Below are 19,561 nucleotides of genomic sequence, written 5' to 3'. Positions count from 1 at the left end.
TGGTTTTGTTTACTAATTTACATATACATTGTCCATATTTTTATAGTTACATAATTATTAGTTACTTAATATACTTGTTAACTAAATATAAGACAATTGTTAGTTTTTAATCAAACTAATTTTCATTTTATCTCACGTACTCATAGTACCATTTTCGTGCATCTAACCAAGCTGTAAATTTATCGATATTTCCAGACGGATAGCCATTCGTTATAGCATAACCAATGCCATCTTTCTGAACGACAATTTGTCCATCAATACCCGCATCTACCATAGCTTGAGCCAAAGCTTGTAAATTACTAAATGCTACACCACCAGTTTTTACTTTGAGCAAATCCGCTGCACCTCCTCCAGTTTGTCCTGTAAGAGCAAATACAACAGAATTAGCGATTTTATCAACATTCCATTTTGCCATATCAGATTCATTGTCAATAAATCCTAATTCTATAAGAATAGCAGGTGCTTTCGTCCCATTTAATACCGCTAAATCCGTACGCTGTTTCGCACCTCGATCACGCCATCCAATATCTTTTGCTAGTTGAGCTGAGATTTTAGCCGCCAAATCTTTCTGATCATAATACAAAACCTCAACACCCTGTCCATTTCCATCACTTGCATTAAGATGAAAAGAAATAACTAAATCCACAGCATGGGAATTGCTATTCCGAATGATATTATTTAAATTTTGTGATTGAGTTGCCCCTACCTCGTCCGTATCGTCATAAACCGTGTGTCCTAGGGATCTTAACTTAGTCGCCACAGCATCTTTAACTTGCCTATCTAAAACGTGTTCTTTCCGATTCCCAAAATTAGCACCTTGAACAATACTATTGTGTCCTCCGTGCAAACTATATTTGGCCATTATTTATCAACATCTCCTTTCTTAATATCCTATTCAAAACTTGTCTTATTGCTATTCCCACTTACAATCTTAACTGTACCCATATGTCCTACATTTTCTAGAAGTGAAGCAATTTGTTCTCGATATAAAAAAGCTATCGCTTCATAAATCGAATGATTTATTCTCTAAATTACTTTTACATGAATGACGACACGAACAAAAAAAGCATCACCCTTTCGGCGATGCCTAAAAACTCTATTTTACTTTTCGGCTCCCTAAATAAATAGAGTTTAAAATCACTGAAACTACACCTATATTTCCTCCCCTTCCTTCACAGCTTCTTTCAACCTCTGCAACATATATCCAATCCCTTTACACCCCTCTAGCGGATATGTAATCATTTCTTCTGGATATAACTTTGTCACTACTTTTTTATGCTTCTTCCCTGCTAGTAAGACGATTTCGTCAAACTGTAATAAACTTTTATCTACCATCTGTTTTTGTAATTGCTCTATATTTATTACTCCATCGCTTTTTGAATCAAATGCAAGATCATAGTTTTCTAATACAATATCATTTGGTCTTAAAAATCCATGTTTCGCCGATAATATAACCCAGTTTTCGAAAAACATAGTTGCGTACGCCTGACATGCTTTTCCGAACGGACTAATATACACATCTTTTGCTTCCATCGGTCCGTAGTCTGAATGTTTATCCCAAATTTTCTTTTTTCCACATGGAATTATACATATCCTTTTCATATATATTTCTACTCCCTTTACTTTGGTAAATAAAATTCGTTATTTTGTACATTTTTCTCTCGAAATACTATATAATAATTTTGAAAAGTTTAAATTACACATTTTACCATATATGTACTATGGATCACTCTCATTGCAAATATTATAATACCATAAAAATTTTTGCATTTTTTTCTTCAAATTATTATAATTAAATTTTAATATTATGATTTATTAATTAAATTAGGAAGGAGGTCCATAAAAATGAAAAATATTATCCCTGCACTATTAGTCTATTTTATTGTTTGCGTTATTTCCGTTATCATCCCAGCATCTGAAGGCTATAATTATGTCGGCTGGAAGTTATTTGTTGGGCAAGTGTATGCGATACCTATTTTCTTCATTACTGCTATAATTACATTTTATATAAACAAGAAAAAATCTTACGAATAAACGATTATAAGGATAGCTAACGCTATCCTTATTTTAATTCGTTAATCAAATTTAGAATGACCCTTGCAGTACTTTATATCCTTTCTTCTAAAAAGTCAAACGCAACTTCTGTATTTCAGCGTTTAAACGTAGCTCCTCCGAGAGCCAGCTCTCTAATTCTGAAACCGACGTAATATTTCGTTCTAAAAGTGACTGTAATTTACTCTCCAAATCATTAAACATACACAATCCTCCCGTTTTTAATTTTCTGTTTTTTAGAGATAAAAAAGGACAAGTAGCCAATCTGACTACTTGTCCTTACTGTTCATCTGTACGCAATACGATTAAGCTTGGAATGCTTCTGTTAATACTGGTACGATTTGTTTTTTACGAGATACAACACCTTTTAAAGTAGCTGTGTTGTTTTCTAGTGATACGTTGTATGCTTTCTCAACAACGTTTGCTGCTTTACCGATCGCAAGACCGACAGAATCATTAGTTAAGATATCAGTTACAACGAATAAGAATAGGTCTAAACCTTTTTCTTCTACTACTGCAGAGATTACTTTTTCAAGTTCCGCTTGGTGTACAAGAACGTCGTTTGTATCAACAGCGTTTACTTGTGCGATTTCAACTTTCGCATTACCCATTTGGAATTCTTTAGCGTCAAGAGAGATTAATTGCTCCATTGTTTTTCCGCTTAAGTCAGCACCAGCTTTTAACATTTCTAAGCCGTAGTTATCTGCATCTACACCAGCGATTTGCGCTAATTCACGAGCAGCTGCTACGTCTTGTTCTGTGCAAGTTGGAGATTTGAATAGTAAAGAATCTGAAATGATTGCAGATAACATTAAACCTGCAACTTCTTTACGAATTGTTACGCCATTTTCTTTGTACATTTTGTTTAAGATTGTAGCTGTACAGCCAACTGGCTCACAACGATAGTATATAGGATCGCTTGTTTCAAAGTTAGCAATACGGTGATGGTCAATAACTTCTAACACACGAACTGATTCGATATCGTTAGCACTTTGTTGACGCTCGTTATGGTCAACTAAAATAACGTTGTCCACTTCGCTTGCTACTGTCTCAACAAAACGCGGTCCTTCTACTTTAAAATAGTCTAACGCAAATTGAGTTTCACCGCTGATTTCGCCTAAACGTACAGGCTCAGCATTCATTCCTAATTCTTTTTTCAATTCTGCATAAGCAATTGCAGAACAAATTGCATCTGTATCTGGGTTTTTATGCCCGAAAACTAGTACTTTTTCCATGTTTTCCACCTCTTCATGAAAAGGATATCTTAAAGAAGCAAATATGACAATATTTAAAGCATATTTTTTTATAAATAATTGCACTTTCTTCTATATTTTTCATCATTTTCATAAAAAAAATCATCTAAAATGAATTAGATGATCGAAATGTATGTTTCAATTAAAATAGTGTAGGAGCTTGCACTACATTGTTAAAAGCGAAATTTGAGGATAAGCCATTATTCAAAAGGTTTACATCTATAACTTGATAAAACGCATTTCCAGTGTCTGCAATTTCCCAAACAGCTAAAATAAGATGGTATCCACTACGGTCAGTTGGTACATTTGCTTCGTGCGTTACTGTTGTCCCTGGTCTAGCTCCACCGTCATTTTTCACATAGAATGGCACTAAATCTAAATCTGATCGCGTTAAAGGTTTATTTGGATTCCAACCTTTTTTCGTAATATAATATTTCCACTCTTTTGTACTATGAGGAGCCGTTAGTTTCCACTTGAATGTATTCGTCCCGCCATTTAACGTAACTTTCTTCCACCTATCTACAGTTTGAACATCTAAAGCGGGAAAATGACCAGCCCCTGCAATTTTTCCATCAGAAGGTCCTAGTTGCGGAAATCCACCTATCCCTTCTACGCTTTGTGGTTCATATTGAATCGGTCCACAATTTACATTTACCCCTTGCTTACATAAATAAGATCGGCTCGCTGGTGATTCTACATATCCATGAGCTGAAGCCTTTTCTGAAAATCCAAATGTTAATAATCCCGTAAGTAATACTCCACCACTTAAAATAACTTTCTTCATCTTTTGTAAACTATTCTTTTTCATACTTTCATCCCCTTCCGATAATAAAGCGAAAATAACTATAGTTGGCTAGTCATCTTCTCTACATTTATTATAAGACGAGAATCATTACTAAAAGAACCCTCTAAAAACTTTCTCAAATTCATTTAGTGCGTTAATTAGATTATAATTAACTATTTTAACACCGCCAGAAAAATATAGACTGTGTTAAAAATAGTCGTTTATTATTCACTTACTAATAATTAAGCACTCTCCCCGTTTGATTATACCTTAAATGTTTTTATAATAAATAACCGTAGCATCTAACTTTCCATTCGGAGAAATTGCATACCCTGGTATTGTTCCAACTTCTTGGTAGTCTAGTGATTTATACAATTTATTGGAAGGATCTCCTTCTCTAGTATCTAATACTAAAAGAGACCTGTTTTCTTGCTTTGCTCGTTCCTCTGCTTTTTGCATAAGCGATCGTCCAATGCCGTTACGTCTAAAGTTTGGATGAGTCATTAATTTGCAAATCTCGGCTCTATGAATTCCGTTAGGCTTAGTAACTAATTGTAATTGAATACTCCCTGCTACTTCGTTGTTTATTTTAGCCACATACAATATCACTTCTGGCGCTAATACTGTTCGCCAATACTTTGTTGCGTCTTTTTGTTCCAGTGGAGGCAAAAAACCAATTGATGCCCCATCATTTACAACCATTTTTAAAAGTTTCGAAAGTTCTTCCATATCATTTTCTAGTTGCTTTATTTCTTCAATTACTAAATTTCGCATTACTTTTCCCCCTTTTGTTTCATTGTAACAATTTTTAAAGAAGGAATAATGAAATAATAAGATGAATTTATAGAAAGATATGATTTTTTGTGAAAGGATAACGATATGAAATATATATTAGATAGAACGTACGCAAAAGAATTACTCGAATGGGCATATGAACAAAACCCGGGCCCTTGGTTTGAACATTCACTACATGTTGCTCATGCAACTGAAAACATAATTATAGAACTTATAAAAAAAGGGTACAAGCTAGATGCTGACATAGCATATAATGCTGCCCTTTTGCATGATATCGGAAGATACAAAGGTTTTACCAAATCGGTTATTCATTCCTATGATGGTTATATGTATATGAATGATTTAGGGTATACAGGAAACGCTGTTATTTGTGTGACACACTCATTCCCATGCAAAAATGAACATATAAATATCGCAGCGGAGTGGAGTCTCGTTCCTGACCATATGAGAAGCCGGTTAGTTGAAATATTAAATGAACATTGTAACTACGATTTATACAATAAAGTAATTACTCTTTGTGACGCTCTTGCTGATGCGAATGGCTTTACTACGCTGGAAAGAAGATTAATTTCTGTTGGTTTGCGTCATGGTACAACATCTCATACATTTTTACATTGGAAAGGGTTTTATGCGATTAAGAAAGAATTAGAAGCTTTAATCGGTAAGAGTATCTACACAGTTCTTCCTGATGTAGAAAAATCTATTTATGAAGATATAGAATATTAAATTGAATACAAATTGAATACGATAAAATTTGTATGTATGTTTCTAAAAAACTCTTTCAAAAGTGGAGGGATTTCTTATTAGTAAAATAGGATTTGACTTGATAAACCTTGAGAGGAATTTTGATTTTGGATATGAAGATATAAAAGAGATTTCTATGAGATGTAAATTTTCTAACTGTTCACATACAAATGAACCAAACTGCGCGGTTAAAAGAGCTATCTCTGACGGTGCTCTTTCTGAAGAAGTAGTTAACAGTTACTATAGAGATTTTAATGAGGCACATTATGTTTCTAAACAGAAAAATAAAACAAAAGCCATTGACTATATGAAGCAATTGAAGCTTTTTACAAAACCTTAAGATTAAATAGTTGTTATTTCTCATTCCTACTAAATTTAAAATTCTTCCATTATTATATAACCATAAATTGAACCCATCCTAGATAATTTTTATACTCAAATTTAATTTCACATAAAAAACGTTTTAAACATAAAGTTTAAAACGTTTTTTTATTCAATGCTTTTGATTTTTCAGTTCTGTTAAACGCTCTTGCACTAAAGTTACCGCTTGACTCATCGCAGCTCCGCCAGCAAATGCTGCTGAAACACCACATGCTTCCAGAATCTCTTTATCCGAACATCCTTGATCAAGACAACCTTTTGTATGATAAATTGTACAATACTCATCTTGCGTTGCTAAACTAATTCCTAATGCAATAAGTTGTTTTTCTCTTTTTGTTAAAGCACCCTCTTGAAAACAAGCTTGCGTGAACGCATTATATGTCTCAGCGATTTCAGGAATTTGATTTGTAAAACTACCTATACCTTCTTTATAATGATGTAGAATATCATTTATCGAACTATGTTGCTCATGTTCCATCTTATTCCCTCCAGTCATATTATCCATACCTATTGTAGTATGCGATGAAATGGAGGCAATATACCTTCTTTTAAATTAAGAATTTTCAGTTAATTTACATTATAATTTTAAATTATCATCTACAATAACTTTTTCTCTAGAACTTTTTCTTTCAACCTCTTTACTTCTTTCTTCCCAAAATGTTAATCCTTCAATCCCCACATTTTTAGGATTAAATACTGGGTCTTTCCCTTCTTTTTTCTGCGTTTCATAGTCTTTTAACACTTTTAATGCGATTTTACTTAATAATAGAATCGCGATTAAGTTTAACCATGCCATACTACCGATTCCTAAATCTCCGAGATTCCATAAAAGCGACGCTGATTCAACACTACCGATGTAAACCATAATTAAAAATCCAAATTTTAAAACTGGTTTTAACCAGCCATACTTCAATTGACGATCTAAATAAGTAAGTGTCGTTTCAGCAATATAGTAATAAGCGAGTAGCGTTGTAAATGCGAAAAAGAAAATCGCAATTGAAATAAATATTGGACCAAACCCTGTTATCACAGTTTCAACTGCTTGTTGCGTATAAATTGGACCTGCTTCCACATTTCCTATGTTTTTTACAATAGCGCTTTTCCCTTCAGGTATAACATTATACATACCTGTAATTAATATCATAAGAGCTGTCGCTGTACATACGACAATTGTATCAATATATACGGAAAACGCTTGAACTAATCCTTGTTTTGCAGGATGCGATACTTCAGCAGCAGCCGAACTATACGTTGCTTCTCCGACACCAGCAACGTTTGAAAATACAGCGCGTTTTACACCCCATGCAATAGCTGCACCAACAATTCCACCAAACATTTCATTTACACCAAATGCGCTAGAGAAAATTAAAGCAAACATACTTGGAATCTCCGTTACATTCGCAATTAATATGATACATGTAACAATTACATAACCAATTGCCATAAATGGAACAAGCATTTGAGAAACGCCAGCAATTCTCTTTACACCACCAAAAATAATTGCTGCTAGTAACACGACTAAAAATATACCAGTTATATATTTGTTAATACCATTAGAGTTTTCGAATCCAACTGCGATACTACTAGATTGAATACCTGGTAATAACATGCCATATGAAAGTGTTACAACTACCGCTACAATGACTGCAAACCATTTCATTTTTAAACCTTTCTCAATGAAATATGGAGTACCGCCGCGATATTCATTCCCTACTTTACTTTTGTATACTTGAGATAATGTTGATTCAACAAACGCACTCGCTGCCCCTAACAAAGCCATTACCCACATCCAAAATACAGCTCCAGGCCCGCCGAAAGCAATTGCTGTCGCTACCCCTGCAATATTACCAATTCCAACTCTTCCTGATAAGGCTAAACAAAATGCCTGAAAAGATGATATCCCCGTCTCTGAACTCTTTCCTTCAAATAATAGTTTAATCATCTCTTTAAAATAACGAATTTGCAAAAAGCGTGTTGCAATCGTGAAATATACGCCTGCCCCTAATGCAAAAACAACTAAACCGATACTCCACACTTGCCCTACTAACCATTCTACTAAATTCTCCATCCAAATCCCCCTTATCATTTTTTTAAAAAGCAATTTTGTATATAAGAAAACGGACAACTATTATCAAACTTTCTAGTTGTCCGCATCTTTCATTATTTCATCCCTCAATTTTTGTCAGTAAAACGCCCTATTACTTTATATTTACCCAAACACTTTTCACTTCTGTATAATTGTCAAGCGCATATGAACCTAATTCGCGGCCAATACCAGATTGTTTGTATCCACCAAATGGTGCAGCTGCATTTTCTAAGTTATAATCATTAATCCATACTGTTCCTGCTTTTAATTTATTTGCCACTTGATGACCCGTTTTGATATTTTGCGTCCATACACCCGCAGCAAGGCCATAGGATGAGTTGTTCGCTCGTTCAATTACTTCTTCTGTCGAATCAAATGGAAGTACAACAACAACTGGTCCAAATATTTCTTCCTTAACGATTGTCATATCGTCTGTAACGTCTGTGAATACAGTTGGCTTAACGAAATAACCTTTTTCAAGCGCACGTTCACCACCAGCCGCAACTGTAGCACCTTCTTTCTTCCCTTGCTCAATGTAATGTAACACACGCTCTTGTTGTTTCTTAGATACGAGTGGACCCATTTCCGTTTCTTTATCCATACCTGCTCCAAGTTTTACGTTGTTCGCCATTTTCACAAGTGCATCTACTACAGTTTCATAATGTTTACGATGAACAAACACACGTGATCCTGCGCTACAATTTTGACCGTGATTATACATAATACCTTGGAATGCACCATTAATTGCTTCTTCCAAGTCCGCATCTTCTAAAATGATATTTGGTGATTTTCCGCCAAGCTCTAACGTTACATGCTTAATCATTTCTGCAGACTGACGCATAATATACTTTCCAGTAACAGTAGATCCTGTAAAAGCAACTTTATCAATGTCATGGTGATTTACAATTGCCGTCCCTGCTTCAGGACCAAATCCTGGTACAAAGTTTACAACACCGTTTGGAAATCCAGCCTCTTTAAAGAGTTTCGCTGTATACAGTAAAGATAAAGGCGTTTGCTCTGCTGGCTTTAATACGATCGTACAACCTGTCGCCAGTGCAGCTCCCATTTTCCAAGAAGACATAACGAGCGGAAAATTCCACGGAATAATCTGACCTACAACACCCACAGGTTCATGTCTCGTGTAATTTAAGTAATCTTTTGAAATTGGTATGGTTTGCCCAATAATTTTTGTAGCCCATCCTGCGTAATAACGATAATTTTCTACAGTCGCTGAAATATCATCATCAAGTGCTACTTGATATGGCTTTCCATTATCTAAAGCTTCTAGTTGCGCTAATTCTTCTCTATGTTCTTCAATTAAATCTGCTAATTTATAAATAAGATGCGCTCTTTCAGCAGTAGTCATTTCTGCCCACGGACCAGATTCAAATGCAGATCTTGCCGCTTTTACTGCAGCATCAATATCCTCTTCTTGCGCTTCACATACGACAGCTAGAACATCTTCTGTAGCCGGATTATACGTTTCAAACGTCTTTCCGCCAATAGCAGAAACAAATTCGCCATTAATAAACATTTTAATTTCTTCATTTAAGAACGCTTCCACTTTTGGTTTCAGCTCAATATTTGTCTTTAACATTATGTTCTCCTCCTTATTTAAACAGCTGCATGAGCTGCAATATTTGATAAAATCATTTGAAGCTTTTGATCTTCGTCAGCAGTTAACCCTAGTCTTGGATAGCGAGAAGGTCCTCCGGCTTGCCCATGTAATTCCATAGAACGTTTAACGATTTGAACATATTTCCCTGATCCTTCAAGAAACTCGCAAAGTGGTAAAATAGCATCGTTTATTTCCCACGCCTTTTCTAATTCACCATTTTGAAAATGCTCATACATTTTTGTAACGAGACCGGGAACGATATTTCCTGCTACTGAAACCCATCCCGAGGCACCAACTAAATATGATTCCATAACTAAATCTTCAGAACCACAGAAGACTTGGAAAGCCCCTTCACTTTGTCTTACTAAATCTCTTGCTTTTCGAATATCTCCGCTAGATTCTTTAATATGTGTAACATTTTCACACTCTTTTCCAATACGGAGCATTAGCTCTGTACTCATATCGACACCAGAAGTAAATGGGTTATTGTATAGCATAATTGGTATATTTACAGAGTTTGAGATTTCTTTAAAATGAAAATAAATCTCCTCTTCCTTCGGTTTACAATAGTAAGAGTTTATAATTAATGCACAATCCGCTCCGTGCGCTTCTGCATGTTTCGTATATTCAATTGTTTCTTTTGTGGTCTCTGCTGCAGTTCCAACAATGACTGGAATACGGCCATCAATTTCTTTCAACACAGTTTCTACCATTTTAAATCGTTCTTCTTTTGATAAACTTACAAACTCTCCTGTACTTCCATTAATGATAATACCTGCAACCTTTTGTTCGATAAAGTAATTTACATTTTGTTTTACCCCATCCCAATTAATTTCCTGAAATTCATCCATCGGTGTTATTAATACTGGAAATGCCCCTTTAATTTTTTGCATATTTATCTCTCCCTATCACATTTTATTTTAATAAGAATCCTGCCGGAAACGGATCCGTAGGGTCTAATAGAAACGTCTGCATCCCTGTAATAAATCCTCTACTTTCAAAACGGAAAATGTATCCTAGTTCCTCCTTCTTCACTTTTTCCACAGTTATAAAACTATTAAATATACTTTCATTTTTAAAAGGTTTATCCGCCATATAATCATTTTTAAATAATGCATGAACATAGGAAACGATAGTAGAAACAAAACCTGGCGAACGTACGATAAAGTTATCTTCATGAAATGTAATCGACTTTATATGGTTCTTTTCTTTTTGCGAAGGATCTACTAAAATAAGCCTTTTTATTAGCGACTGTTTTTGTATAGCCTGCAGTGTAGCTTCTCCCCATCTTTTCAATTCTGAAATGTTTTCAACACGAATTTCTGGCGAATACGCACCTTTTTCTACAACTGCATATACTTTATCTGCTTGTATGAGAGAATAACTTACATTACCAACCTGTAAATTTTCCTCAATCAAATAGCAAAGTTTGCTTTCAAACGAAACAGATATAACTTCATCATTCTCTACATACGCATGAACTAAAAATATTCCAGATAACGTTTCAATTTTGTATTGATTGGACTCTCTCTTTTTTAAATACCCACTTTCGAGTAACATCGTTATTACCGCAACAATGCCCCCATAATGAAGCGGAATCGAACCTTCATGATTAAAAAATAATACAGCTGCATCCACTTCATTATGGATAGATGGAACGACAATACACCCATTCAAACCGATAAAACCACGTGGTTCATTTAATAAAAGCTTCATCTCTTCTGCTAATTCACCTGAAAATTGTTCATTTAATTGCTCCAAACTGTAGTAGTATTTGCACGGTACGTCTTTCATTACACGAAATGCCTCGCCATTTACATGTACGTCTACTGCTGTATACATTTTTTGAATGTTCATTTTATATCCTCCGTTTCATGTTCCATCGGCGGAATTAGCAAAAATCCTTCTTTGAGTGGATCCATTTCATTGTAAAAAAATTTATGCATACCCATAAGCCTAGCTGATCCCGTAATTTTCGTTATGACAGCTTCAATATTTTCAACATGTGTCGTATTCACGACATATCCTTTAAATAAAGAACCAACGATACTCTCATGAATGAACTCTTCACCAATTTTGATTTCTTTCTGAGCGTATAATACAGCTAGCTTCGCAGATGTTCCTGTACCGCATGGGGATCGATCTATTCCGCCTGGTGGTACAACAACTGTATTTTTCACATGCGCACATTCATGAGTAGCATCTGTATAAAATTCAACATGTGTTAATCCTCTAATAAACGAATACTCTGGATGAATGATTTCAAACTTCTCATTAATTGTGTTTCTTATATGAATCGCCTTATCGATGATTGTAGATGCATTTTCTGGTATTAATTCTAGGCCTACTGACTTCGCATCAATAATGGCATAAAAATTCCCTCCATACGCAATATCAGCCTCTATAGTCCCAATGTCTTTCACTTGTACAGTAATATTTTTCAATAAAAAAGCTGGTATGTTACAGAAAGATACTTCTTTTGCTTTTCCATCTTGAACAGCAATATCTACTTCCACTAAGCCAGCCGGTGTATCTAGTTTTAAAGAAGTAATCGGTTCAACTACCGGAATTAAACCTGATTCAACTAACGCTGTACATACACCGATTGTATCGTGACCACACATCGGTAAATATCCACCTGTCTCTATGTATATAACACCTATATCAGCCTCAGGATGACACGGGTCTGTTAATAATGCTCCTGACATTACATCATGACCACGCGGTTCATTCATTAACAATTTTCGAATCCAATCATACTCCTTTTTCATATGTAACATCTTCTCTGCCATCGTCTCTCCAATCAACTTTGGAAGTCCACTAATTAATGTCCTCGTTGGATTCCCACCTGTGTGTGTATCAATCGTCGTAAAGACTCTTTGTGACCTCATCTGTTTAACACCCTTTCTGTAAAACGACTCAAACGAAGTGGTTCAATAGGAATAATTGTCTCTTTTTCATTTAATAACTCTTCAATTACTTTTCCAGTAACTGCTGCAAGACTAATCCCATCACCTTCATGTCCAGCGGCAATGAAATAATTCGGAATATGTTCCACTCGTGAAATAATCGGTAAATGATCTTCTGTCCACGGACGTAAACCAGCGTAAGAACGAATTACCATCATATCTGCCATTTTCGGATAAAAGCGAATTGCTCTATTTGCGATACATTTAATGACTTCATTATTTATCCTCGTATGAAATCCTACAAATTCACGACTACTACCAATTAAGAAATTTTGACTTTCAGTAGGCTCAAATACGAGCGCAACCCCGTATTTTTCAGTTAAAGCATCTACTTTTCGTTTTCCGCCAAATTTAGAAATTAAATAACCGAATTCCATTACTTTACGGCATCCTACGTGTTGTTGCCTTGAAGCTACAATAATATGCCCTTTTCTCGGTTCAATTGGTATATTTATATTTAACATCTGACCAATCTTAGGAGCCCACACACCGGCTGCATTTACAACTTGTTGTGCTGTAAAAGTTCCATTCGTAGTTTCTACAACAAATGAACCATCCGTCTCTATTTCCATACTCTTTACTTCCGTCTGCTTAAAAGCTTTTGCGCCAAACTTTTGTGCCTCTGACAGAAGCGAGAAAGCAAGGAGATATGGATTCACAGTTGAATCCGTCGCACATTCTAAACCGCCTAATAAATCCTCAGCAAAAAAAGGCGACTCTTCCCTTATATCTTGCCTATCAAGCATTCGAAACGGTAATCCAGCTTCTTTTTGCCGATTTACCCATTGCTGCGCAGCTTCCATCTCTTCGTCTGACTCACATACGAGAATACTTCCTGGTGCCCTATATTCAAATGAATGCTCTAATTCTTCACTTAAATCAGTTACTAATTTTTGACTTACTAAAGACATTTGACTATCAAATCCTGGGTCTTTATCAATGGCCAAAATATTCCCATCACACCGTGAAGACGTCCCGCTGACAAATTCCCCTTTTTCAATGATTGTTACGTCTCTTCCGTATTTTGAAGTGTAATAAGCGATAGAACACCCTATTATTCCACCACCTATAATTAAAACGTCGCAGTGCCTCACAATATACTCCTCCTTTCCCTAAACCTCTCACTTTCTTTTATGCAATTGACGTGCCAATTTTTCATATATACAATTTCCATAAACAATATTTTTATTTGTAAAAATAATTTAAATTTACAGTAAATAGGTGTATTATTTTTTTATCACTGTCAAAATTTTTATACATAACAGGAGGGCATTATGGCATTTTCATTTCCGACTATACAAGAGTTTTTGGAACGTGTTTTAATCGATCATACATGTAGCCTTAATCACATTAAGCAAGTAAACGAAAGGTTTTATTATCTCCCTTCTACTACAGATGAATATAATTGCGCCATTATTTATGTAGATGACTCATTCACTGCACTAATTGACGCTTTTTCTTATGAATTAGCTGTTATCATCCTTAACGAAAACGATGAGCCGATATGCTGTATAACTTCTCAGCAAATGATTCCATTTCTTTATAAGTCCTACAATGAACTACAGTCATTTTATGACACCGTAATACAAACAACTGACTCTTCTGTTACAGTCATTGATAGTAAAGAATGCGTTCGAACTTGGACAGATGGTGCTGAAAAAATATTTTCAGTCAACCATAATGAAATTATTGGGCAACCGATTACTCATTTTTTTGATTATAAAGACTTGGAAATTTTACAATCTTTACATGATGGAAAAAGCATAGTCGCTCAGTTCCATCAGCCTCGTCCCGATTTATTCGTATTAATTAATTCAAATCCAGTTTATTGTAATGATGAAATTATAGGAGCAGTCGTTTCAGAAACAGATGTTACAAATCAAGTCGCTTTAAATGAAAAACTATTTAATATGTCACATGAAATGCACCGTTTAGAACAAGAAGTGGCAAAGTATAAAGATGAATCCGATCCATTCCTTGCGATGAATGGGAAAAGTCCTGTTATACAAAGAACGATACAATTAGCTAGAAAAGTTTGTTCGGTAAAATCAACTGTTTTAATACTTGGGGAAAGCGGAGTTGGAAAAGAAGTATTTGCGAAAGCAATTCATGAAGCAAGTGAGGCAGCGAAGGCGCCTTTCATTTCGATTAACTGCGGGGCAATTCCAGAAGCGTTATTTGAAAGTGAATTATTCGGTTACGAGCGTGGGGCGTTTTCTGGAGCAAATAGTAAAGGAAAAAAAGGTAAAATTGAACTCGCGCAAGGCGGTACTTTATTTCTTGATGAAATAGGTGAAATGCCACTTGATATGCAAGTAAAACTGTTACGTGTACTGCAAGAGCGAAAGTATTACCGAGTTGGTGGTGAAAAAGAAATTAATATTGATTTCCGTATTATCGCTGCTACAAATCGTGATTTACAAGAAGAAATGAGAAAAGGAACTTTCCGAGAAGATTTATATTACCGCTTAAATGTAGTTAGTTTGCAGATTCCACCGCTGCGCGAAAGACGCGAGGATATTATTGAATTAACCTATTCTTTCTTAAACGATTTTTCAATCAACTACAACAGACCAATTCGTGACCTACCTTCAAGCATTATGCATGAACTGCTTCATTACAATTGGCCAGGTAATATTCGCGAACTTCGAAACGTTGTTGAACGGCTTGTGGTATTCGCAACAGACGGAATTATAAAACAAGAATATTTACCATTTCATACGACTGAAACTTTAGACAACCATACAGCTCATTCCCTATTACTCAGCAACAATAATACAATCCTTTCTTTACAAGAAGAGATGGATGAGCATGAGAAAAAAGTTATTGAAAGGGCTTTACGAATTTTAAATGGGAATAAATTAGAATGCGCAAAACAACTTGGTGTAACAAGGGCTACTTTATATAACCGTTTAAAGAAACTTGGACTTCAATAAAGAATCAGTATGCACCGATCAGGCGTTTACAGGTAGCCCTCTCTCCCTCCTCTATATTGGCATGATTTTTGCATGTATAATTTGTGAAAATCGAACTAGAGGAGGAATACACATGACAAATAAAAACAACTTAATCGTTTGTCGTTGTGAAGAGGTTACATATGGGCAACTTCAATCGACAATTGCTGAATATAACTGCTCGGCAAGAGAATTAAAATTAAGAACACGTGCTGGCATGGGATTTTGCGGTGGTCGCACATGCAGAATAATGATAGATCGAATGATTGAAAATGTGAATCCTGACGTAACTCTTAATGAACTACCGTTAAAATATCAACCACCAATACGTGCAGTTACTTTTGGATCAGTAGGTGAAAGTAAATGAGTAGAATTACACATCACCCTATTTTAGGTACTTTACAAAGTAGTGAGCGTATTACCTTTCAATTTAACGGTCATCAATACGAAGCATATGAACATGAAACGATAGCTGCTGCCCTGTTAGCAAATGAAATAAGGACATTAAGAGTTCATGAAGATAGCGGAACACCGCGAGGTATTTATTGTAATATCGGGCACTGTTCCGAATGCCGCGTGACAGTAAATAATCAAACAAATGTACGCGCATGCTTAACTGTTGTAGAAGAAAACATGGTTGTTGAAAGCGGGAAACAGCATCCGAATATCGTGAGAGAGATGGTGAAAAAGCGATGAGTGATGTAATTATTATAGGTGCAGGGCCAGCGGGATTATCTGCTTCTATCTCTTGTGCTCGTTTCGGACTAAAAGTGCTCGTTATTGATGAATTTATGAAGCCGGGCGGGAGATTGTTAGGACAGTTGCATCAAGAGCCTACTGGAGAATGGTGGAACGGAATAGAAGAATCGAAGCGACTTCATGAAGAAGCAGAATCACTTTCAGTACATATCAGGTGCGGTGTTTCGGTCTATAATTTAGATAGAGATGAAAACAATTGGTTTGTACATACTAATATCGGTACGTTAGAAGCACCTTTCGTACTACTTGCTACTGGAGCTGCGGAATATTCTATTCCCCTTCCTGGCTGGACACTTCCAGGAGTGATGTCAATTGGAGCAGCTCAAGTTATGACAAATGTTCATCGCGTGCAAGTTGGAAAAAAAGGAATTATTATTGGTGCTAACATTTTGTCTTTCGCCATTTTAAGTGAATTACAATTAGCGGGAATTACAGTGGATCATATTGTACTCCCTGAGAAAAGCGAGTTAAGTCAAAAAGCTGGTGAACCTGAAGAAGTTTTAAACTCTCTTTTAAATGCAGCTCACCTCGCTCCTTCTGCTTTCTTGCGAATAGGTAGCCACTTTATGAAATTTGATTGGATTCGAAAAGCTGGATTAACATTCTATCCAAACAACGGAATGAAAATAAACGGAACGCCACTTCACCTTCGGAAAGCAGCTCTTGAAATTATCGGAACAGATCAAGTTGAAGGTGTACGTATTGCTAATATTGACTCTAAAGGAAATGTTATTAATGGAACAGAGAAAATATACGAAGCAGATTTTGTATGTATTGCCGGGGGATTATACCCACTTGCCGAACTTGCAGCTGTAGCTGGTTGTCCCTTCCATTACATTTCAGAATTAGGTGGACACGTTCCTCTCCATTCTGAAGCAATGGAAACCCCTCTTCCCGGTTTATTTGTAGCCGGCAATATTACAGGCATTGAAAGCGGAAAAATTGCGATGACGCAAGGAACAGTTGCAGGTCTATCTATTGCTAAATATGCAAGTAAAAAACCTGATATAGTCGACCAACAATTATCTCACGCCATTCAAAACGTTCACTCTGTTCGTCAAAAAGCTGCAATTCAGTTTAATCCTATGGTAGATATCGGTAGACGAAAAATGAATGAAATTTGGCGTGATTATTCTTCTACATATGCACATACTAAAAAGAGCTGTTGAGATTATTCTCAACAGCTCTTTTTTCTAGTCATCTGAGTTATTAAATTTCGCTAATGCGTAAATGCCTTCTTCATCATCTAATTCAAGTTGTAATCTCGCTGCGAATGGATTGACATTATATTCTCTGTCAAGCAATAAGCGTAAAGCTTCGATTAAGTTTGCTTGAATTAAAATTTGCTGGCGACCATTTACCTCTACTTCCGCAGAGAAACCGTAGTCGTCATCATACATGAGTTCAACTAACACTTCTTCTGGACCCACTTGTCTTTTTTCAGCTATATATACGCAAAGCGCATTTATAAGCTCTTGTTCAGAAATTTTTATTGTTTCCATGCTACTTCATCTGCTTTCTTCTTACGTTGGTCTTTGAAGTATTTAAATGCACGAACTGCTAACATTACGATACCAGCCATTACTAACATATTTACCATAAACGCTAATACAGAACCAAGAGCTCCCATATTTGCAAATAAGCTACCCATTAGTAAACCACCAAGACCACCTAGTAATAAACCTTTCATAAAGCTTCCTTTATTACTTTTTGGTGCCGTGTTTGTTGCTTTCGTTTTTGAATCTGGAGTCGTTTTTTGAGAATTTACATTTGAGTCTTTTTTGTTTAAATCAACTTTTGACTTTTGACCTGAACTTGGTGTAAATGATTTTTTACCAGATTTGTAACTTTTCGCTGCTGCATGATCTACGAACATAAAGCTGCTAGCCCCAAAGATAACCATGAATGCTGTCATTACTGCTACAAGTTTTTTCAACATATTATATCCATTCTCCTTTTATATAGATATATGTGAAATCTATCTTTCTAGTAAATTCAGAATGATAGATTTGTTTTTAAGAACATTTTAAAGGTTCTTATGAACTTATTATATGAACTTTTGTTGAAATATGCAAGTATTATTTACTTTCAACAGTTTGGTCACAAAGGAAAAATTAAGCAAAACAGAATTGACTTTAAATGAAACAAAACATATTATAAGTTCATAAGAACTTTTTATTATTTTGGAGGTGAAAAGATGGAAACATTTCATCTCACACGAAACGAAATGGCTACCCTTCTTCTATCACTAAGAGGATGGAATACGAAAAAGCCTCTCGGTATTTTACAAGAAGCTTGGGCAAAGTCACATAAAAAAGATATTGAAAGCGGACAAAGCGTTACAGCTTTTATTACTACCGCACTTTCACCTATTTTTGAAAAGCTGATTAAAATTGACGATACTGATGTCGGTTTTTCTTTAAATGAAATAGTTGCGCTTGGCAATCAGATTGAAAACACAAGTTTCTCTGTAACTGCTATGCAAAACTGGGTGAAACGAGATATAAAAGAAATGATTGGCTCTCCTCAAAAAGGGAAAAAATATTCAATTGAACAAGCAGCCTTACTATTTATTGTCGAAGATTTAAAAACAGCACTTGATTTTGAATCCATTCGTAAGCTATTACGCCTTATTGTAAATGACCCAGCCGATCGAAGTGATGATTTAATCAATCCTGTTCATTTATATGTAGCATACTCTTCTCTATTTGAAGAACTCAATCAAGGGAATTGCTTACAATTAAATGCAACAGATACCGTTCATACAATTGAAAACATCGTAAAAGAAAAAGCTGATAAAATCGCAAGCAAGTTCGATCAAATTAATAACGAACAACGCGAAGCAATTCGTAACGCTATTATTATTGCGACCCTTTCTGTACATACCGCATATGTACAAATGTTAGCAAAGCGTTACGTAACAGCAACTTTATTTTTACAGAACTTAGATGTGAAGCCTTAAAAAATAGGAGCAGAAATGCTTCTATTTTTTTATGAGAAATTTTTAATAATCTTTTCATTAACCCTTCATGAAAACGCGGCTTATATCTTTTACTATAATAATTATGAGAGACATAAAAGAATTGAAATAGCAATCCCCTATGTAAATAAGGTATAATCTACATATAGTGAACCTTTTACGTCATTAAATAAAAGGTTCTTATAC

General features: G+C 35.4%; 23 protein-coding genes. 8 read left to right on the top strand and 15 right to left on the bottom strand.

What is annotated here, in order from left to right:
- Positions 1 to 127: 127 nt before the first annotated feature.
- Both MR168_RS01590 and MR168_RS01585 read right to left on the bottom strand, forming a co-directional pair.
- Positions 128 to 862, bottom strand: coding sequence for an N-acetylmuramoyl-L-alanine amidase (locus MR168_RS01590; protein WP_086412050.1), 735 nt, complete (start codon positions 860 to 862; stop codon positions 128 to 130).
- Positions 863 to 1,152: 290 nt separating this feature from the next.
- A complete protein-coding gene (locus MR168_RS01585; protein ID WP_000820904.1) occupies positions 1,153 to 1,602 on the bottom strand; it encodes a DUF6884 domain-containing protein in 450 nt (149 codons plus the stop codon).
- 243 nt (positions 1,603 to 1,845) lie between these two features.
- On the opposite strand from MR168_RS01585, the gene MR168_RS01580 reads away from it, so the two are divergent.
- Entirely contained in the window at positions 1,846 to 2,034 is a 189-nt protein-coding gene (locus tag MR168_RS01580) for a DUF4017 family protein (protein ID WP_000789485.1), read from the top strand.
- Positions 2,035 to 2,121: 87 nt separating this feature from the next.
- Here MR168_RS01580 and MR168_RS33275 read toward each other — a convergent pair whose 3' ends face one another.
- From MR168_RS33275 to MR168_RS01565, 4 genes are all read right to left on the bottom strand, one after another.
- Positions 2,122 to 2,256, bottom strand: a complete 135-nt coding sequence (locus tag MR168_RS33275) for a hypothetical protein (protein WP_000481362.1) — start codon at positions 2,254 to 2,256, stop codon at positions 2,122 to 2,124.
- 101 nt (positions 2,257 to 2,357) lie between these two features.
- Positions 2,358 to 3,287: a manganese-dependent inorganic pyrophosphatase gene (gene ppaC / locus MR168_RS01575; protein WP_000416873.1), complete on the bottom strand. Its 930-nt coding sequence runs from the start codon at positions 3,285 to 3,287 to the stop codon at positions 2,358 to 2,360.
- A 160-nt stretch (positions 3,288 to 3,447) separates the two neighbouring features.
- Positions 3,448 to 4,113, bottom strand: coding sequence for a lytic polysaccharide monooxygenase (locus MR168_RS01570; RefSeq protein WP_086412051.1), 666 nt, complete (start codon positions 4,111 to 4,113; stop codon positions 3,448 to 3,450).
- A gap of 246 nt (positions 4,114 to 4,359) precedes the next feature.
- On the bottom strand, positions 4,360 to 4,863 hold the full coding sequence (locus MR168_RS01565; protein ID WP_016122672.1) for a GNAT family N-acetyltransferase: 504 nt from the start codon (positions 4,861 to 4,863) through the stop codon (positions 4,360 to 4,362).
- Positions 4,864 to 4,968: 105 nt separating this feature from the next.
- On the opposite strand from MR168_RS01565, the gene MR168_RS01560 reads away from it, so the two are divergent.
- Positions 4,969 to 5,610 (top strand): HD domain-containing protein, encoded by a 642-nt coding sequence (locus MR168_RS01560; protein WP_242291174.1) that lies wholly within the window; start codon positions 4,969 to 4,971, stop codon positions 5,608 to 5,610.
- Positions 5,611 to 5,671: 61 nt separating this feature from the next.
- Positions 5,672 to 5,968, top strand: coding sequence for a P-loop NTPase family protein (locus MR168_RS01555; RefSeq protein ID WP_000398282.1), 297 nt, complete (start codon positions 5,672 to 5,674; stop codon positions 5,966 to 5,968).
- Between the two features lie 153 nt (positions 5,969 to 6,121).
- Here the strand turns inward: MR168_RS01555 and MR168_RS01550 are convergent, their stop codons facing one another.
- The 7 genes from MR168_RS01550 to MR168_RS01520 form a co-directional block, all read right to left on the bottom strand.
- Entirely contained in the window at positions 6,122 to 6,514 is a 393-nt protein-coding gene (locus tag MR168_RS01550; protein ID WP_174402549.1) for a carboxymuconolactone decarboxylase family protein, read from the bottom strand.
- A gap of 72 nt (positions 6,515 to 6,586) precedes the next feature.
- Positions 6,587 to 8,077 carry an alanine/glycine:cation symporter family protein gene (locus tag MR168_RS01545; protein ID WP_025709486.1) on the bottom strand — a complete coding sequence of 497 codons (1,491 nt, stop codon included), beginning with the start codon at positions 8,075 to 8,077 and terminating at the stop codon, positions 6,587 to 6,589.
- 130 nt (positions 8,078 to 8,207) lie between these two features.
- On the bottom strand, positions 8,208 to 9,692 hold the full coding sequence (locus MR168_RS01540) for an aldehyde dehydrogenase family protein (protein ID WP_000920975.1): 1,485 nt from the start codon (positions 9,690 to 9,692) through the stop codon (positions 8,208 to 8,210).
- 17 nt (positions 9,693 to 9,709) lie between these two features.
- Complete coding sequence (gene dapA / locus MR168_RS01535) at positions 9,710 to 10,606, bottom strand: 4-hydroxy-tetrahydrodipicolinate synthase (protein WP_001169448.1); 897 nt, start codon at positions 10,604 to 10,606, stop codon at positions 9,710 to 9,712.
- 22 nt (positions 10,607 to 10,628) lie between these two features.
- Positions 10,629 to 11,570: a proline racemase family protein gene (locus tag MR168_RS01530; RefSeq protein ID WP_001025560.1), complete on the bottom strand. Its 942-nt coding sequence runs from the start codon at positions 11,568 to 11,570 to the stop codon at positions 10,629 to 10,631.
- Positions 11,567 to 12,604: a proline racemase family protein gene (locus MR168_RS01525; protein WP_242291173.1), complete on the bottom strand. Its 1,038-nt coding sequence runs from the start codon at positions 12,602 to 12,604 to the stop codon at positions 11,567 to 11,569. Before MR168_RS01525 ends, MR168_RS01530 begins: the two co-directional genes overlap by 4 nt.
- Positions 12,601 to 13,776, bottom strand: coding sequence for an NAD(P)/FAD-dependent oxidoreductase (locus MR168_RS01520; protein ID WP_001215265.1), 1,176 nt, complete (start codon positions 13,774 to 13,776; stop codon positions 12,601 to 12,603). The genes MR168_RS01525 and MR168_RS01520 overlap by 4 nt, the downstream gene beginning before the upstream one ends.
- Positions 13,777 to 13,956: 180 nt before the next feature.
- On the opposite strand from MR168_RS01520, the gene MR168_RS01515 reads away from it, so the two are divergent.
- From MR168_RS01515 to MR168_RS01500, 4 genes are all read left to right on the top strand, one after another.
- Complete coding sequence (locus tag MR168_RS01515) at positions 13,957 to 15,618, top strand: sigma-54 interaction domain-containing protein (protein WP_000885731.1); 1,662 nt, start codon at positions 13,957 to 13,959, stop codon at positions 15,616 to 15,618.
- A gap of 112 nt (positions 15,619 to 15,730) precedes the next feature.
- A complete protein-coding gene (locus tag MR168_RS01510) occupies positions 15,731 to 16,003 on the top strand; it encodes a (2Fe-2S)-binding protein (RefSeq protein WP_000182620.1) in 273 nt (90 codons plus the stop codon).
- Complete coding sequence (locus MR168_RS01505) at positions 16,000 to 16,332, top strand: (2Fe-2S)-binding protein (RefSeq protein ID WP_000087063.1); 333 nt, start codon at positions 16,000 to 16,002, stop codon at positions 16,330 to 16,332. The genes MR168_RS01510 and MR168_RS01505 overlap by 4 nt, the downstream gene beginning before the upstream one ends.
- Complete coding sequence (locus MR168_RS01500; protein WP_001286091.1) at positions 16,329 to 17,564, top strand: NAD(P)/FAD-dependent oxidoreductase; 1,236 nt, start codon at positions 16,329 to 16,331, stop codon at positions 17,562 to 17,564. Before MR168_RS01505 ends, MR168_RS01500 begins: the two co-directional genes overlap by 4 nt.
- Positions 17,565 to 17,588: 24 nt before the next feature.
- Here MR168_RS01500 and MR168_RS01495 read toward each other — a convergent pair whose 3' ends face one another.
- Together MR168_RS01495 and MR168_RS01490 are read right to left on the bottom strand one after the other, a co-directional pair.
- Positions 17,589 to 17,897, bottom strand: coding sequence for a YxcD family protein (locus MR168_RS01495; RefSeq protein ID WP_000447758.1), 309 nt, complete (start codon positions 17,895 to 17,897; stop codon positions 17,589 to 17,591).
- Positions 17,885 to 18,334 (bottom strand): hypothetical protein, encoded by a 450-nt coding sequence (locus MR168_RS01490; RefSeq protein WP_000914478.1) that lies wholly within the window; start codon positions 18,332 to 18,334, stop codon positions 17,885 to 17,887. The genes MR168_RS01495 and MR168_RS01490 overlap by 13 nt, the downstream gene beginning before the upstream one ends.
- A gap of 258 nt (positions 18,335 to 18,592) precedes the next feature.
- Here MR168_RS01490 and MR168_RS01485 point away from each other — a divergent pair, with 258 nt between their 5' ends.
- Positions 18,593 to 19,357: a DUF1836 domain-containing protein gene (locus tag MR168_RS01485; RefSeq protein WP_000447231.1), complete on the top strand. Its 765-nt coding sequence runs from the start codon at positions 18,593 to 18,595 to the stop codon at positions 19,355 to 19,357.
- The last annotated feature ends 204 nt before the right edge of the window (positions 19,358 to 19,561 follow it).

It is taken from the genome of Bacillus cereus group sp. BfR-BA-01356, assembly GCF_022663635.1.
Taxonomy (GTDB): Bacteria; Bacillota; Bacilli; order Bacillales; family Bacillaceae_G; genus Bacillus_A; species Bacillus_A cereus.
The sequence above is the reverse complement of the archived record's forward strand: the minus strand, read 5'-3'. Positions and strand labels throughout refer to the sequence as shown.

What these genes read in the sequence shown, in the direction of transcription:
- MR168_RS01590 (WP_086412050.1), bottom strand. Translation starts at nt 862, where the DNA reads ATGGCCAAATATAGTTTGCACGGAGGACACAATAGTATTGTTCAAGGT.
- MR168_RS01585 (WP_000820904.1), bottom strand. Translation starts at nt 1,602, where the DNA reads ATGAAAAGGATATGTATAATTCCATGTGGAAAAAAGAAAATTTGGGAT.
- MR168_RS01580 (WP_000789485.1), top strand. Translation starts at nt 1,846, where the DNA reads ATGAAAAATATTATCCCTGCACTATTAGTCTATTTTATTGTTTGCGTT.
- MR168_RS33275 (WP_000481362.1), bottom strand. Translation starts at nt 2,256, where the DNA reads ATGTTTAATGATTTGGAGAGTAAATTACAGTCACTTTTAGAACGAAAT.
- ppaC (WP_000416873.1), bottom strand. Translation starts at nt 3,287, where the DNA reads ATGGAAAAAGTACTAGTTTTCGGGCATAAAAACCCAGATACAGATGCA.
- MR168_RS01570 (WP_086412051.1), bottom strand. Translation starts at nt 4,113, where the DNA reads ATGAAAAAGAATAGTTTACAAAAGATGAAGAAAGTTATTTTAAGTGGT.
- MR168_RS01565 (WP_016122672.1), bottom strand. Translation starts at nt 4,863, where the DNA reads ATGCGAAATTTAGTAATTGAAGAAATAAAGCAACTAGAAAATGATATG.
- MR168_RS01560 (WP_242291174.1), top strand. Translation starts at nt 4,969, where the DNA reads ATGAAATATATATTAGATAGAACGTACGCAAAAGAATTACTCGAATGG.
- MR168_RS01550 (WP_174402549.1), bottom strand. Translation starts at nt 6,514, where the DNA reads ATGGATAATATGACTGGAGGGAATAAGATGGAACATGAGCAACATAGT.
- MR168_RS01545 (WP_025709486.1), bottom strand. Translation starts at nt 8,077, where the DNA reads ATGGAGAATTTAGTAGAATGGTTAGTAGGGCAAGTGTGGAGTATCGGT.
- MR168_RS01540 (WP_000920975.1), bottom strand. Translation starts at nt 9,692, where the DNA reads ATGTTAAAGACAAATATTGAGCTGAAACCAAAAGTGGAAGCGTTCTTA.
- dapA (WP_001169448.1), bottom strand. Translation starts at nt 10,606, where the DNA reads ATGCAAAAAATTAAAGGGGCATTTCCAGTATTAATAACACCGATGGAT.
- MR168_RS01530 (WP_001025560.1), bottom strand. Translation starts at nt 11,570, where the DNA reads ATGAACATTCAAAAAATGTATACAGCAGTAGACGTACATGTAAATGGC.
- MR168_RS01525 (WP_242291173.1), bottom strand. Translation starts at nt 12,604, where the DNA reads ATGAGGTCACAAAGAGTCTTTACGACGATTGATACACACACAGGTGGG.
- MR168_RS01515 (WP_000885731.1), top strand. Translation starts at nt 13,957, where the DNA reads ATGGCATTTTCATTTCCGACTATACAAGAGTTTTTGGAACGTGTTTTA.
- MR168_RS01510 (WP_000182620.1), top strand. Translation starts at nt 15,731, where the DNA reads ATGACAAATAAAAACAACTTAATCGTTTGTCGTTGTGAAGAGGTTACA.
- MR168_RS01505 (WP_000087063.1), top strand. Translation starts at nt 16,000, where the DNA reads ATGAGTAGAATTACACATCACCCTATTTTAGGTACTTTACAAAGTAGT.
- MR168_RS01500 (WP_001286091.1), top strand. Translation starts at nt 16,329, where the DNA reads ATGAGTGATGTAATTATTATAGGTGCAGGGCCAGCGGGATTATCTGCT.
- MR168_RS01495 (WP_000447758.1), bottom strand. Translation starts at nt 17,897, where the DNA reads ATGGAAACAATAAAAATTTCTGAACAAGAGCTTATAAATGCGCTTTGC.
- MR168_RS01490 (WP_000914478.1), bottom strand. Translation starts at nt 18,334, where the DNA reads ATGTTGAAAAAACTTGTAGCAGTAATGACAGCATTCATGGTTATCTTT.
- MR168_RS01485 (WP_000447231.1), top strand. Translation starts at nt 18,593, where the DNA reads ATGGAAACATTTCATCTCACACGAAACGAAATGGCTACCCTTCTTCTA.